Genomic DNA, 15,261 nt, shown 5'->3' on the forward strand with positions numbered 1-15,261 from the left:
GGCCGGGGGAGCCCCGGCCATTGCGACGTTAGATATACTTGGCGTCCGCGAAGTGACAGCGAATTCTTACTTCTTCGCCGGCGGCGCCATCTTGCTGTCGGACGGCTTCGCCTCCGGCTTGGCGTCCTTCGACGCATCCGGCGCCGGCTGGTCCAGCCGCTCGACCTTGGCTTCGGTACGCAGCTTGGCGACATACTCGGCCTGGGCCTTGCGGGTCACGTACTGCTCGATCTGGGCCTTGACCTGCTCGAAATCGGGCGCCTTGCGGTTGCGCTTTTCCTCGACCTTGATGATGTGCCAGCCGAACTGCGACTTCACGGGGTCGGAGATCTTGCCGGGCTCCAGCGAGAAGGCCACGGCCGAGAATTCCGGCACCATCTGCTCCTTGGTGAAGAAGCCGAGGTCGCCGCCATCGGCGGAGCCGGGGTCCTTGGACTTCTTCTTGGCGAGCTCGGCGAAATCGGCCCCCTTCCCGAGCTCGGCCTTCACCGCCTTGGCCTCGTCCTCGGTTTCGACCAGGATGTGGCGGGCGCGCACCTCCTGCTCGCCGGTGATCTGCTTGGCGGCCTCCTCATAGACCTTCTTCATGGCGTCCGGCGTGGTGGCGGCCTTGCCCTCGCTGGCGAGCAGGCTGTCCATCAGAAGCCGGTTGCGGGCGAAGGCCAGGCGCTTCTTGAACTCCTCGCCGTCGGCGATTTTCCTGTCTTCGGCAGCCTTGCTGACGATCTTCATGTCGATCAGGAACGACAGGACGTTCTCGTCCTTGGTCGCTGGGTCCATCTGGGCGAGGCTCGGCCCGAGTTCCTCCTCGGCCATGGTGACGTCGCTCTTCTTGATTTCCGCGCCATTGACCTTCGCCAGCACCGGATCATCGGCGGCCCGGAGCGGGCCCGCAAACGCCAGGGACAGCGCCAGAGCGAGGCTGCCAGCCAGGGCGGACGCGGAGCGGAAGCGCTGGGTTGCCGGGAACGAGGTGGTCATGGAAAATCCTTATGTTGAAGCAGGGGGCTGCTCGAGCGGGGCGGACACTCGCCCAATCAGGGGGGCTTGGCAACGCGAAAAGTCTGTCAAAATGATGAATTAGCCGCACTGCGCCCGCCGTTGACAAGGCCCCGACCGGGCCATATCTCTGCGCGGTCGCGACCATGGCGATGGCGTTTATTTTGCTGCGTTTTTGGCCGTTGAACCCAGACTTGCCCAATTCCCACCCATATGGCGGATGTCCCCCGCAGTCCGGGCTCTGACGCCGCGAAGCGTCACGGTGAGTTGATAGGCGGGCGGGTGACAACTTCTTAGGCCCAACGCGGTTGAATCGCGAACACAGGAACCTGGCATGATCGGCGCGCTCGCCCGCAAGTTTTTCGGCTCCGCCAACGACCGGCGGGTGAAGGGATATCAGTCCCGCGTCAACGCGATCAATGCGCTGGAGCCCGAGGTCTCGAAGCTCTCCGACGAGGCGCTCAAGGCCCGCACCGCGGAATTCAAGCAGCAGCTCGCGAACGGCAAGACGCTGGACGATCTCCTCGTCCCGGCCTTCGCCACCGTGCGCGAGGCCGCCAAGCGCACGCTCGGCCAGCGCCATTTCGACGTCCAGCTGATCGGCGGCATGGTGCTGCACGAGGGCGACATCGCCGAGATGAAGACCGGCGAAGGCAAGACGCTGGTCGCGACGCTTGCGGTGTATCTGAACGCGCTCGCCGGCAAAGGCGTCCACGTCGTCACGGTCAACGACTACCTCGCCCGCCGCGACTCCGGCTGGATGGGCCAGATCTACGGCTTCCTCGGCATGACCACCGGCGTGATCGTGCACGGTCTCGACGATGCCGAGCGCAAGGCGGCCTATGCCTGCGACATCACCTACGGCACCAACAACGAATACGGCTTCGACTATCTCCGCGACAACATGAAGTACCGGCTCGAGGACATGGTCCAGCGGCCGCACTTCTTCGCCATCGTCGACGAGGTCGACTCCATTCTGATCGACGAAGCGCGCACGCCGCTGATCATCTCCGGCCCGCTCGACGACCGCTCCGACTTCTACAACACCATCGACGGCTTCCTGCCGAGGCTCGACAAGACCGACTACGAGGTCGACGAGAAGCAGCGCACGGTGACGCTGACCGAAGGCGGCATGGAGAAGATCGAGACGCTGCTGCGCGATGCCGGCCAGCTCAAGGGCGAGTCGCTCTACGACGTCGAGAACGTCTCCGTCGTGCACCACATCAACCAGGCCCTGCGCGCTCACACGCTGTTCACGCGCGACAAGGACTACATCGTCCGCGACGGCGAAGTCGTCATCATCGACGAGTTCACCGGCCGCATGATGCCGGGCCGCCGCTATTCAGAAGGCCTGCATCAGGCGCTGGAGGCCAAGGAGCACGTCCAGGTCCAGCCCGAGAACCAGACGCTGGCCTCGATCACCTTCCAGAACTACTTCCGCATGTACGAGAAGCTGGCGGGCATGACCGGCACCGCCGCGACCGAAGCGGACGAATTGTTCGACATCTACAAGCTCGAGGTCGTGGAGATCCCGACCAATCTGTCGATCGCGCGCCTCGACGAGGACGACGAGGTCTATCGGACCCAGAAGGAAAAATATCAGGCCATCCTCGCCGAGATCGAGCGCGCCAATGCGCGCCTGCAGCCGGTGCTGGTCGGTACCGCCTCGATCGAGAAGTCGGAGGTGCTCGCCGAATTCCTCAAGAAGAACGGCTACAAGCAGATCGATTTCGGCAAGGAGGGCGCGCTCGACAAGCTCTATGCCGCCGCCCGCGCCGGCAAGCCGGCGAAACTGTTCGCGGTGCTGAACGCGCGCTTCCACGAGCAGGAAGCCTACATCGTCGCCGAAGCCGGCGTGCCGGGCGCGATCACGATCGCCACTAACATGGCCGGCCGCGGCACCGACATCAAGCTCGGCGGCTCGCTGGAGATGCGCATCCAGCAGGAGACTGCTGATATCGCCGACGAGGCCGAGAAGGCCAAGAAGATCGAGCAGATCAAGGCCGATATCGAGCACTTCCGCGACATCGTGCTGAAGGCCGAGGAGACCGTCGAGGTCGAGCCGGCCAAGGGAAGCAAGCCTGCCAAGACCGTGAAGAAGCCCGGCGGCCTCTACATCATCGGCTCCGAGCGCCACGAGTCCCGCCGCATCGACAACCAGCTGCGCGGCCGTTCCGGCCGTCAGGGCGATCCCGGCCGCTCGAAGTTCTTCCTGTCGCTGGAAGACGACCTGATGCGCATCTTCGGCTCGGACCGTCTCGACAGCATGCTGCAGCGTCTCGGCCTGCAAGAGGGCGAGGCCATCATCCATCCCTGGATCAACAAGGCGCTGGAGAAGGCGCAGCAGAAGGTCGAGGCGCGCAACTTCGACATCCGCAAGAACCTGCTCAAGTTCGACAACGTCCAGAACGACCAGCGCAAGGTGATCTTCGACCAGCGCGTCGAGCTGATGAAGGACGAGAGCGTCGCCGAGACCGTCGCCGACATGCGCCACGCCTTCATCGACGACCTCGTCGCCAAGCACGTGCCCGAGCATGCCTATGCCGAGCAGTGGGACGTCGCCGGGCTCAAGGACGAATTGAAGCGCGTGCTCGATCTCGACCTGCCGGTCGACGAATGGGCCAAGGAAGAGGGCATCGCCGACGAGGAGCTGCTGACTCGCATCGAGACCAAGGCCGACGAGCACATGGCGGCGAAGGTCGCGCAATGGGGTCCCGACGTGATGCGTTACGTCGAGAAGACCATCCTCTTGCAGACGCTCGACCATCTCTGGCGCGAGCACCTGATCATGCTCGACCATCTGCGCCAGGTCATCGGCCTGCGCGGCTACGGCCAGCGCGATCCGTTGCAGGAGTACAAGACCGAAGCCTTCAATCTCTTCCAGGAGATGAGCGCTCACTTGCGCGAGGCCGTCACGGCGCAGCTGATGCGCGTCGAGATCGTCCCGCCGGAGCAGGAGGCCCCCGTCCTGCCGCCGATGGAGGCGCACAAGTTCGATCCGAACACCGGCGAGGACGAGATGGCTCTCGCCAGCGTCACCCTGGGCGCCCAGGCCACGGATGCGTCGATGCGCGACCCGAAGAACCCGACCAGCTGGGGCAAGGTCGGCCGCAACGAGGACTGCCCGTGCGGTAGTGGCAAGAAGTACAAGCACTGCCACGGGCGGTATGCTTGATCGATGACCTCAAAACCCAGCGAACTCGCGGTGTTGTCTTGGCCCACGAGTTCGCCAGGCGTCGAATGCTTTCGATCCATATGATGCCTGCTGGTCTTCCGTTGCATAACGAATGGTAGGCGCACGCCATTGAGGATGGCTGGCGCACAATTGTCAGACGGTCCTTTATCCGTCACGCGCGGCTGAGCACGCTTCAGTCATCTGGCAACCCGCCTCAGCGCCTGTTCCTGTGATCACTCCGGAGTGCTGCTGCTTCTGCAGATGGCCGGCGGCCACTCGCTCGCGCGGCTGCGTCGCTGAAGAACTCTTCGCCGGGAGAGCCAATGGTCAAACCGCGGCATCGTGTCTCGGCGAACGCCCTCGGGTAGACCATCCAACTTTTTACCACTGCTCATTGTGATCTGGATCACCGCTACAGAGCTCAATCCGTGGTTTGATTGATTCACGAGACGCGGCCTGAAAATTGGAGCCAGACAATGCCCAAACGCGCGCTGCCAACCGCCTTTTGTGTCCTTGCCCTGAGTCTTTACGCCTGCGGTTCCGCCCCTGCGAGCCAAGTGGGCGGATGGTGGGGCGGAACATGGTCGTGCAACATCGACGGCCGCCCGGCCCGGATGAAATGGGCCGCCGTCGATGACAGTCAGACAACCTGCAACGGCAACACTTGCACCAGCACTTCGGGAGCACGCTGGTCAGGCCGCTTCTCAGATAATGGCTCGCGATGGGTGAAGTTGACAAATCCACGCAGCGGAACCCAGGGCGGCGTGTACTTCAACCATGCCGACGGCAACAGATGGTATCTAGCCAAGCCGGTCAGCAACAAGGCCGTGGGCTGGACGACATGGAATGGCCAACGCTATCGCCTCTCGTGCTGGCGATGATGCGCGAGTGCTTTCCTCTGGCTATGCATTGAAACGGCAGATGTGTGTGTGCGCTTCGCAAGGCGCCACGCTCCACTTCACGAGGTCTAATTCGAGCTGTCGATCAAGCTCTCCAGCAGCCGCTTGAGCTCGCTCGTCGACTTGTCGCCGTAGCTCTCCAGGATGTGCTCCTCCTGGTCGACCGCGAGCGAGTTGAGCTTCTTGCACAGCACCTTGCCGCGGTCGGAGATGAACATCAGCACCTTGCGGCGGTCGTTCGGGTCCTGCACGCGGTAGACCAGCGTGTCGGAGACCATGCGGTCGATCATCTTCGTGAGCGTCGGATGGTTGAGCAGCACGGCGTCCGCGAGCTCGCCCATCGAATGGCCCTCGCCGTCCGACAGCACTTTCAGGATGCGCCATTGCTCGACCGGCACGCCCTCCTTGCTCAACCTCAGTTCGAGCTGCCGGTTGATTTCCCGGTTGGCTTGCGCGAGCAGGTAAGCGAGGTGTTCGGTGATTGGGGAATTTTGTTTCGGCGGTTTTGCCACGGCTGAGACTTCGCCTTGACCCAAATGAGTGAATGTCTTGCAATCGATGCTGCATCTATATGCACTTCAATTCTTGAATATTCAATATTTTCAAAATAAGATCATTGCCCAACAAAAGGGCGGAAGCCGCGGCCGCCTGCTCAATGTGCTTTCAGGTCTGGCCTCAGACAGGAGTTGGCGTGCGCGCGACGGTGAACTTCCCGGCTCACGGCGGCTCGGCGTTACCGCCGTCCTTGCTGTTCAGGAATCTGTCGTCTTCGGCAGCTGGCGGTGCCTTGTCGCCGCACGGTGACGCCTTGTTCAAGCGCCGCGGCGTCAACAAGCTGCGCGTCGGCGGCTTCATCTGCTGCACCGGCTCGCCTGGCGTGTGGGGCCCGTGTGCCACGAACAGCGCGCAGCTTGCCGTCGCCGAGATCAACAAGCGCGGCGGCATTCTCGGCCGCGAGCTCGAGCTGTCGATCTACGATGCCGGCGGGCCGCTGGATGAGGTTCTGGACCGCGCCGAGCAGGCAATCGCATTCGACGAGGTCGATCTGATCGTCGGATTGCACACCAGCGCGGTTCGCGTGGGCCTCCGCGACGTCACCACACGCCACCGCATTCCCTATATCTACACGCCGGTCTACGAGGGCGGCGAGCGCACGCCCGGCGTGATGGCGATCGGCGAGACGCCGCGCTGGCAGAGCCGCCCCGCCATCCATTGGCTCGCGGACGTCAAGAAGGCCAAACGCTGGTACCTGATCGGCAGCGACTACGTTTGGCCCTGGCAATCGCATCGCGCGGTGAAGAACTACATCAAGGAAACCGGCGGCCGCGTCGTCGGCGAAGAGTTCGTCCCGCTCGGCGAAGACAATCACGGGCCGCATCTGGCGCGGATCCGCGCCGCCAAGCCCGATGTCGTGTTGATCTCGCTGATCGGTACCGACAGCATCACCTTCAACCGGGCCTTCGGCGAATGTGGGCTAGGCGCCACGACGCTGCGGCTCGCGGGCGCGATGGACGATACCGTGCTACTCGGCATCGGCGCCGACAACAGCGAGAACATGTTCTGCGCTTCCGGCTACTTCACCGGCACCGGCGCGCGCGCCAATGACGACTTCCAGAGCCGTTATCACGCGATGTTCGGGCCGAATGCGCCGCCGATCGGCTCGGTGGGGCAATCGAGTTACGAAGGCCTGCGCTTCCTCGAAGCCGTTGCGAACAAGGCTGGTTCGCTGGCGATGCGGCCGCTGCTCGCGGCCGGCCGCAACATCGTCTACAGCGGCGCCCGCGGTCGGGTTACCGTCTGCAACGGGCACGTGCGGATGCCGATGCATCTCGCCGAGGCCGACGGTCTCGATTTCAAGCTGATCAAGCCGCTCTGACCGCCTCGCGGCTTGACCGGCCGGCGCATTTGCAAAATAATACTTGAAAAGGAAAATATTTCCGTTTTGAATGTTTCGGCGAGGCCGCGGGTGCGTGCGTCGCGCCGGGGCGGCCACGCCCAACGTTGCAAAGAACTTCAAGGAGAGCGCCGTGACAGTTGCCCTTCCCACGCCAGCCCAACTTCGCAGTGTCGCCGAGCAATGCGGTCTTTCGCTCACCGATGACGACGTCGCCTCGTTCCGCGGTCTCATGCAGGGCTCGATCGAAGCCTACAATCTCGTTGCCGCGATGCCGGACGAATTGCCCGAAGTGAAATATCCGCGCACGCCGGGCTATCGGCCCTCGGCGGAGGAGAACCCGCGCAATGCCTGGTATCGCAAGTCGACAGTGAAGGGCGCCGCTAGCGGCAAGCTCAAGGGCAAGACCATCGCGCTGAAGGACAACATCATGCTGGCCGGCGTGCCCATGACCAACGGCTCGTCGACCTTGGAAGGCTATGTGCCCGATTTCGACGCCACCATCGTCACGCGCATGCTGGATGCCGGCGCCGAGATCAAGGGCAAGGTGCATTGCGAGCATTTCTGCCTGTCCGGCGGCAGCCACACCGGCTCCTACGGGCCGGTGCATAATCCGCACAAGATGGGCTACTCGGCCGGCGGCTCGTCGTCGGGATCGGGCGTCGTGGTCGCGCTCGGCGAGGTCGACATGGCCATTGGCGGCGACCAGGGCGGCTCGATCCGCATGCCGTCGTCGTTCTGCGGCATCTACGGCATGAAGCCGACCTGGGGCCTCGTCCCCTACACCGGCATCATGCCGATCGAGATCTATGTCGATCACACCGGTCCGATGACGGCAACGGTCGAAGACAATGCGCTGCTGCTCGAGGTGCTCGCCGGGGACGACGGCTACGATCCGCGCATCAAGGCTCCGAAGGTCGAGGAATACACCAAGGCGCTAGGCCAGGGCGTCAAGGGCATGAAGATCGGCATCGTCAAGGAAGGCTTCGAGCAGCCGACCGCCGAGTCCGCCGTGAACGAAAGCGTGCGCGAAGCCGCAAAGCGCTTTAGGGATCTCGGCGCCACGGTCGAGACCGTCTCGATCCCGATGCACCTGATGGGCGGGGCGATCTGGACGCCGATCGGCACGGAAGGCCTGACCCAGACCATGATGTTCGGCGACGGCTACGGCCTCAGCCGCGGCGATCTCTATTCGACCTCGCTGATGGATTTCCATCGCGGCTGGCGTCGGCAGGCCGACTCGCTGTCCGAGACCACGAAGCTGTTCATGATGCTCGGCACCTACATCAACAACAATTTCGGCCCGCGCTTCTACGGCAAGGCGCTCAACATCTCGCGCCGGCTGACCGCGGCCTACGACAAGGCCTTTGCGGATTACGACCTGCTCCTGATGCCGACGACGCCGATGAAGGCGACCAAGCTGCCGGAGCTCAATGCCAGCCGCGAGGACTATGTCGCCCGCGCGCTCGAGATGATCTCCAACACCGCGCCGTTCGACATCACGCACCATCCCGCGATGTCGCTGCCCTGCGGCATGGTCGACGGCCTGCCGGTCGGGCTGATGCTGGTCGGCCGCATGTTCGAGGAATCCACGATCTACCGCGCCGCCCATGCCTTCGAGCAGATCGGCGACTGGAAGAAGATGTGAGGAAACCTTCGCTTCAACTCGGCGGAAACGCAACGCATGGCTAACGCGTTCGTCGCGGCGTTCGAGATCCTGAGCTTCGGCGCGATCATCGTCCTGATCGTGCTGGGGCTCGGGATCATCGCCAGCATGATGGGCATCTTCAACTTCGCGCAGGGCGAATTCGTCCTGCTCGGCGCCTACATCACCTATCTCGCTTATGCCAAGGGCCTGCCGATCTGGGCCGGCATGGTTGCGGCGCCTTTCGTGGTCGGTGCGCTCGGCTTCGTGCTGGAGGCGCTGATCATCCGACGATTCTACGCCGCGCCGATCGTTGCCATGCTCGGCACCTATGCGCTCGGCCTGATCATCCGCGAGGCCGTTCGCGGGCTGATCGGCGGCTTCTACCTCACCGTGCCGGAGCCGATCGGCGGCTCCATCGATATCGGCGCCATGCACATCTCGGCGTGGCGCTTCACCATCATCATCATCACGCTGCTGGTGATGGGCCTCTGCTATCTGCTGTTGTCGCGGACGAGTTTCGGCCTGCGCGTGCGGGCGACGCTGGAGAACCCGTCGCTGGCGCGTGCGTCGGGCATTTCGACGCCGCTGATCTACGGCGCGACGTTCGCCTTCGGTGCGGCGCTCGCGGGCCTTGCTGGCGCGCTGATCGTGCCGGTGTTCAGCCTGTTTGCCGATCTCGGCCTGCGCTTCCTGATCCAGGGTTTTGTCGCGGTCATGGTCGGCGGGGTCGGCTCCTTCATCGGCCCGGTCGCGGGCGCCGGCGTCATCGGCACGCTGAGCGCGGCGCTGCCCTGGGTAATGGCACCCGTCGTCGCCGACGTGCTCGTCTTCGTGCTCGCCATCGTCTTCATCAAATTCCGTCCGCAAGGTCTCATCGCTGGAAAAGGGGTTTAATCACATGCTCGATCGTACTCAGCTCACGCGACGTCGTTTCCTGTCCAATTTCGCCTTTGCATCCGGCGCGGTCGCAACCGGCGTCGGCAGCTGGGTGATTCCGGCGCCCTGGGCCAATGCGGCCGAGGCGCCGATCAAGGTCGGCATCGCCACCGACCTCACCGGCCCGATCGCCTATGCCGGCAACGCCGACGCCAACGTCGCGAAAATGGTGATCAAGGAGATCAACGCGGCCGGCGGCCTGCTCGGCCGTCCGCTCGAGCTCTACATCGAAGACACCGCCTCCAACGAATCCGTCGCCGTCGGCAACGTGCGCAAGCTGATCCAGCGCGACAAGGTCGATATGGTGCTCGGCGGCATCACCTCCTCGATGCGCAACGCGATCAAGGACCCGATCGTCGCGCGCGGCAAGACCCTCTACATCTATCCGCAGCTCTACGAGGGCAAGGAGTGCACGCCCCATTTGTTCTGCACCGGCCCGACGCCGGCGCAGCAATGCGACGAGTTCATCCCCTGGCTGATCAAGAACGGCGGCAAGAAGTTCGCGCTGCCCAGCGCCAATTATGTCTGGCCGCACACGCTCAACGTCTACGCCCGCAAGGTGATCGAATCCAATGGCGGCGAGGTCGTGTTCGAGGAATATTACCCGCTCGACCAGGTCGACTTCTCCGCGACCGTCAACCGCATCATCTCCAACAAGGTCGACGTCGTCTTCAACACCGTCATCCCGCCCGGCGTCGGCCCGTTCTTCAAGCAGCTCTATGAAGCAGGCTTCCTCAAGAACGGCGGGCGCCTGGCCTGCGTCTACTACGACGAGAACACGCTCAACATCAACCAAGCCGCGGAGATCGAGGGCCTTGCGAGCTGCCTCGACTATTTCAAGGTGCTGACCAAGGAGAACCCGTTCGACGCCAAGATTCAGGCGGCCTATGAGAAGGATTTCCCGGGCAACTTCCTGTTCGCCGCCGGCAGCGCTGCCACCGGCACCTATCGCGGCCTCAAGCTGTGGGAAGCCGCGGTCAAGGAAGCCGGCAAGATCGACCGCGAGTCCGTGGCCGCCGCGCTCGACCATGCCAAGATCGCCGAAGGTCCGGGCGGACCCGCCGAGATGGTGCCGGGCAAGCGGCACTGCAAGATGAAGATGTACACCGCCGTCGCCAAGAGCGGAAATTACGAGATCGTCGGGCGCAGCAACGGCCTCGTCGATCCCAAGGAATGCTGATTTTCGCCTCTCCCCTCTCGGGGAGAGGTGAATCCCGCCGTGATTGACACGGCTGCCTCTGACGATGTTGAACTCGGAATGCTGAAGCCGATGAGTGTGGTAAGAGAGGCCATCGTCGCCGACGTGGACGACGAAATGGACGGTGCGATGGCTGAGGGCGCAGCGGCGAAACGGGCCAATGACGAGGTCAAGGCAAGACGAAAAATCCTGCCGATCGTCGAGGGCCTCGTGCTCCTCGCGGCGCTGCTCGCGCCGCTGGTGCTGCAGGACTATCTCACGGTGTTCGCGACGCGCGTCATCATCCTGGCGCTGTTTGCACTGTCGTTCGACCTGGTCTGGGGCTATGCCGGCATCATGAGCTTTGGCCAGGCCCTGTTCTTCGGCTCCGCCGGCTACGGCGTCGCGCTGCTCGCGCGTGACCTGAACGTCACCAACATCTTCCTGGTGTTGCCGGCAGGCACGCTGATCGGCCTCACCTTCGCGCTGCTGCTCGGCGGCTTCCTGCTGCTGGGACGGCATCCCTCCAGCGTGATCTTCGTCTCGCTCGGCACGCTGACCGGCTCCTACGCCGCCGATCGGCTCGCGCGCGGCTGGTACTATCTCGGCGGCCAGAACGGCATCCCCTCGATCGCGCCGATGTCGCTTGGGTCATACGACTTCACGGAAGGCCCAGCGTTCTATTATCTCGTGCTCGGCATCCTCGTCGTGGTCTATCTGCTCTGCCGCTTCCTGGTGCGCTCGCAATTCGGCCTTGCGCTCGCAGGCCTGCGCGAGAACGAGCAGCGCATCGCCTTCTTCGGCTACAAGGCGCAGCATCTCAAAGCCATCATCTTCACCATCGGCGGCGCCGTCGCAGGCCTCGCCGGCAGCCTCTATGCCTTCCACGAAGGCTTCGTCTGGCCCAACATGGTGGGCGTCGTGGTTTCGACCCAGGTCGTGCTCTATGTGCTGTTCGGCGGCTCCGGCACGCTGATCGGTGCCGTCGTCGGCGCTGTCATCGTCGAGGGCGTCAGCTTCTGGCTTTCGGACAATTACCGCGAGATCTGGCCGATCATCCTCGGCCTGCTGCTCCTGCTCGTGATCCTGTTCCGGCCGCTCGGCCTGATCAGTTTTGTGCTCGGCGAGCGCGAACGCGTCGGCAGCTTTGGTGCCAAGCAAAAGGAGAGGCGCAATGCTCCTTGAAGCGGCCGGCATCAAGAAGGTCTTCGGCAAGCTCACCGCGCTCGACGGCGCAGCCCTCACGGTCGGCGAGAATGAGTTTCACGGCCTGATCGGCCCGAACGGCTCGGGCAAGAGCACGCTGATGAAGTGCATCGCCGGCGCCGAAGTGCCGACCCAAGGCAAGGTCTCCTTCGTCAACACCGACATCACCGCGTTCACGCCGACCGAACGTGCGCGCGCCGGCATGAGCCTGAAATTCCAGATCACATCCGTGCTGCCGTCGCTCACGCTCTACGACAACATCCTGCTCGCGCTGCAGGCGCAGTCCTCGCTGTTCGACCTCGTGTTCTCGCGCACGCGCGGTGCGTTGCACGACCAGGTCATGTCCATGCTGACGCAGTTCCGTCTCGCCGACCGCGCCTTCGATGCGGCCGCTGCGCTGTCGCACGGCCAGCAGCAATGGCTGGAGATCGCGATGGCGCTCGCCGGCAAGCCGAAGCTCCTATTGCTCGACGAGCCCACCGGCGGCATGAGCCTGGAAGAGCGCCGCGTCACCGGCGAGCTGCTGCAGCCGATCAAAAAACATTGCTCGCTGGTCATCGTCGAGCACGACCTCGATTTCATTCGCGACATCTGCGATCGCCTCACCGTGCTCGACCAGGGCAAGGTGCTGGCAACAGGCACGGTGTCCGAGATCCAGACCAACACATCCGTCCAGGAGATCTATCTGCGCCGTGCCTGAATTTTTGGACATCAAGCATCTCGATGCCGGCTACGGCCGCAGCCAAGTCCTGTTCGACGTCAGCCTCGGCATTCCCTGGCGCGGCGGTGTTGCCGTGCTCGGCCGCAACGGCGCCGGCAAGACCACGCTGATGAAGACCATCGTCGGCGAGCTGCCGGCATGGAAGGGCGAGGTCGCCTTCGACGGCCGCGACATCAGTCGCCGCGCCACCCAGGAGCGCGTCCGCGCCGGCATCGGCTACGTGCCGCAGGAGCATTCGGTGTTCGCGCGCCTGTCGGTGCGCGACAATCTCGCCGTCGGCTCGCTGGCTAAGAAGGATTCCTCCGCCATCGACCGCGTGCTGGCGATCTTCCCAAAGCTCGGCCAGCGCCTCGACCAGCCCGCCGGCACGCTTTCCGGCGGCGAGCGCAAGATGCTCGCGATCGGCCGCGCCATGCTCGGGGATCCAAAACTGCTGCTGCTGGATGAGCCCACCGAGGGCGTCTGGATCGGCGTCATCGAGGAGATCACCGAGCGCCTGATCGAGCTTGCCAAGAGCATCGCCGTCATCATCGTCGAGCAGCACCTCGACCTCGCTTTGCGAGTCGCCGACTACGCCTATGTGCTCGACCGCGGCCGCGTCGCGCTGCAGGGCGACGCCGGCGAGGTGAAAGGCAGTCCGGAGCTGATGCGGTATCTGGCGCCTTAGCGCGCGGCGCCCCTCGCACTGCGAAATATTCGGGTTGTTCAAGAGCTTCGCGGCATCCCATCGATTTTATTTCAGATCGGAACGAATCTGTCGGGCCGCGTTGAATCCCGCATGTGTGCCGTTGCGTTGCGTCAGTCGGGACTATCGCGCCTAGCCGGCGCGCGGAAGATTCCGATTCCATCATACATCGTGCCATGCGATCCCACGCTACGCGAGAACCCGCCGCAAGGCAGCGGCTGGGTGTTCGAGATAAAAGCCGACGGCTATCGCGCGCAACTTCACCTGCAGGCGGGCGCGGCGACGGTCTATTCGCGCGCCGGATACGATTGGACCGAGCAGTTCTCGTCAATTGCAGCCGGCGCGCGAATGCTCAGAGCCGGGAGTGCGATCATTGATGGCGAGGCCGTTGTCTACGGCAGTAATGGCCGGCCGGACTTCCAGCAGCTGCGGCGCGAGCTCGGCGCCAAGCAGAGCCGCCGCATTCGCTATCACGCGTTCGATCTATTGTATCTTGACGGATACGATTTGCGCGGCGTCGGCTTTGTCGAGCGCAAGCAGCTGCTGCAGCGGCTCCTGAAAGAAGCGCCCGAGACTTTCATCTACGTCGAGCACGTCGAAGCCGACGGCGAGCAAATCCTTCGCCATGCTTGCAGGCTTGGCCTCGAAGGGCTGCTCGCCAAGCGCGCGGACGCACCTTATCGCTCCGGACGGCAGGAAGCCTGGCTCAAGCTGAAATGTAAGAAGAGCGAGACGTTTCCGATCGTCGCATTCGTCGAAAAGCTGGGCGCGTACCCGCGCAAGGTGGCTTCGCTTTACGTCGGGCATCACGAGGATGGGCGCCTGCTTTATGCCGGCAAGGTCCGCACCGGATACACCGAGGCGACCGCGCGTGAATTGCGTGAACGGCTTGACCCACTGATCCGGCGCGATTCTCCGCTCGATCTGCCGGTAAAGAAGCCCAAGGCTACATGGGTTGAGCCCGTGGTGAATGCCGAGGTGGAATATGGCGCCCTGACCGACGATGGCCTGCTGCGTGAAGCCGTATTCAAGGGCCTGCGCGACGATCTTGCGCCGCGGAAGGTCAGGGCGCCCCGGTTGGTGCCTTCATCGGTCAGACGGCCGAAGCTCGGCGTTCCCAAAGAGAATATCCTGCAGCTGCTGCCCGATGCGATCGTGCCCTCCAAGCAAGAGCTCGCGCATTACTGGGCGCGTGTCTGGAAGAAGGCGCTGCTGCATCTAGGACATCGCCCGCTCAAGCTGGTGCGGCACGTGCACGGCACGACGTTCTATCACAAGGGGCCGCTGCCGAAGGACATTCCGCAAGCGGTGCACCAGCTACGCATCCGAAAGCGCGAAGGCGGCGAAGGCACGCGGCTTTGGGTGGACAGCCTTGACGGTTTCCTGGGACTCGTCGAGATCGGCGCAGTCGAATTGCATCCCTGGAATTCGACTGTTGAGGATTTCGAGCACGCCGATCGCATCGTGATCGACCTTGATCCCGGCGAGGGCGTCGAATGGCATGCTGTGATCGAGACCGCTCTGGAGCTTCGCGCGCTGATGAGCCGTGAGGGGTTTGCGACCTGGCCCAAGCTGACCGGTGGCAAGGGCATTCATCTGACGGCACCGCTTGACCGCCCAATGCTGCACGATCAGGCGCACCGGGCGGCCCGCAACCTCATGGCCGATTTCGCATTGCGTCGGCCGGACCGCTACGTCCTCTCCGCCCAGGCCAGGCGCAGCGGCCGCATTTTTCTCGACTATTTGCGCAACGGCCGCGGTACCACCGCGATCGGCACCTTCTCGCCGCGGGCACGCGAGAACTTTCCCATTGCTGCACAGGTGACATGGAAGCGGATCGAAAGCGGCATAGTGCCCGACGCGTTCACGATTCACAGTCCCTACCGTGCGGTGCGGAGGAAAGAGCGATAATTGCGCGCTC

At 63.6% G+C, this 15,261-nt stretch carries 13 protein-coding genes; 11 read left to right on the top strand and 2 right to left on the bottom strand.

The annotated features are described in order from the left end of the window. Positions 1-66 precede the first annotated feature (66 nt). Complete coding sequence (locus I6F20_RS17520; RefSeq protein ID WP_225127135.1) at positions 67-981, bottom strand: peptidylprolyl isomerase; 915 nt, start codon at positions 979-981, stop codon at positions 67-69. A 352-nt stretch (positions 982-1,333) separates the two neighbouring features. On the opposite strand from I6F20_RS17520, the gene secA reads away from it, so the two are divergent. Both secA and I6F20_RS38375 read left to right on the top strand, forming a co-directional pair. Then, entirely contained in the window at positions 1,334-4,174 is a 2,841-nt protein-coding gene (secA, locus tag I6F20_RS17525) for a preprotein translocase subunit SecA (RefSeq protein ID WP_036014665.1), read from the top strand. 476 nt (positions 4,175-4,650) lie between these two features. Next, positions 4,651-5,055: a DUF6006 family protein gene (locus I6F20_RS38375; RefSeq protein ID WP_225127137.1), complete on the top strand. Its 405-nt coding sequence runs from the start codon at positions 4,651-4,653 to the stop codon at positions 5,053-5,055. Between the two features lie 86 nt (positions 5,056-5,141). On the opposite strand, the gene I6F20_RS17535 is transcribed toward I6F20_RS38375, so the two are convergent. Then, positions 5,142-5,585, bottom strand: coding sequence for a MarR family winged helix-turn-helix transcriptional regulator (locus I6F20_RS17535; RefSeq protein ID WP_025032676.1), 444 nt, complete (start codon positions 5,583-5,585; stop codon positions 5,142-5,144). Between the two features lie 37 nt (positions 5,586-5,622). On the opposite strand from I6F20_RS17535, the gene I6F20_RS17540 reads away from it, so the two are divergent. The 9 genes from I6F20_RS17540 to ligD all read left to right on the top strand — a co-directional run bounded on the left by I6F20_RS17540 (position 5,623) and on the right by ligD (position 15,251). Next, on the top strand, positions 5,623-5,877 hold the full coding sequence (locus tag I6F20_RS17540; protein WP_162131185.1) for a hypothetical protein: 255 nt from the start codon (positions 5,623-5,625) through the stop codon (positions 5,875-5,877). After that, entirely contained in the window at positions 5,765-6,949 is a 1,185-nt protein-coding gene (locus I6F20_RS17545; RefSeq protein WP_036026234.1) for a substrate-binding domain-containing protein, read from the top strand. The genes I6F20_RS17540 and I6F20_RS17545 overlap by 113 nt, the downstream gene beginning before the upstream one ends. Positions 6,950-7,100: 151 nt before the next feature. After that, positions 7,101-8,615 (top strand): amidase, encoded by a 1,515-nt coding sequence (locus tag I6F20_RS17550; RefSeq protein WP_225127138.1) that lies wholly within the window; start codon positions 7,101-7,103, stop codon positions 8,613-8,615. 36 nt (positions 8,616-8,651) lie between these two features. Then, entirely contained in the window at positions 8,652-9,509 is an 858-nt protein-coding gene (locus I6F20_RS17555) for a branched-chain amino acid ABC transporter permease (RefSeq protein ID WP_225113637.1), read from the top strand. Positions 9,510-9,513: 4 nt separating this feature from the next. Continuing rightward, complete coding sequence (locus I6F20_RS17560; RefSeq protein WP_225127140.1) at positions 9,514-10,731, top strand: substrate-binding protein; 1,218 nt, start codon at positions 9,514-9,516, stop codon at positions 10,729-10,731. Between the two features lie 78 nt (positions 10,732-10,809). Then, entirely contained in the window at positions 10,810-11,913 is a 1,104-nt protein-coding gene (locus tag I6F20_RS17565; protein ID WP_225127142.1) for a branched-chain amino acid ABC transporter permease, read from the top strand. Then, the gene (locus tag I6F20_RS17570; protein WP_225127143.1) at positions 11,903-12,634 is read left to right on the top strand and encodes an ABC transporter ATP-binding protein; all 732 of its coding nucleotides are present in this window, start codon (positions 11,903-11,905) and stop codon (positions 12,632-12,634) included. Before I6F20_RS17565 ends, I6F20_RS17570 begins: the two co-directional genes overlap by 11 nt. After that, positions 12,627-13,322, top strand: coding sequence for a branched-chain amino acid ABC transporter ATP-binding protein (locus tag I6F20_RS17575; protein WP_036014686.1), 696 nt, complete (start codon positions 12,627-12,629; stop codon positions 13,320-13,322). The genes I6F20_RS17570 and I6F20_RS17575 overlap by 8 nt, the downstream gene beginning before the upstream one ends. A 111-nt stretch (positions 13,323-13,433) precedes the next feature. Then, positions 13,434-15,251, top strand: coding sequence for a DNA ligase D (ligD, locus tag I6F20_RS17580; RefSeq protein WP_225127144.1), 1,818 nt, complete (start codon positions 13,434-13,436; stop codon positions 15,249-15,251). Positions 15,252-15,261: the final 10 nt, after the last annotated feature.

It is taken from the genome of Bradyrhizobium sp. IC3123, from assembly GCF_020193625.1.
Lineage (GTDB): Bacteria > Pseudomonadota > Alphaproteobacteria > Rhizobiales > Xanthobacteraceae > Bradyrhizobium > Bradyrhizobium yuanmingense.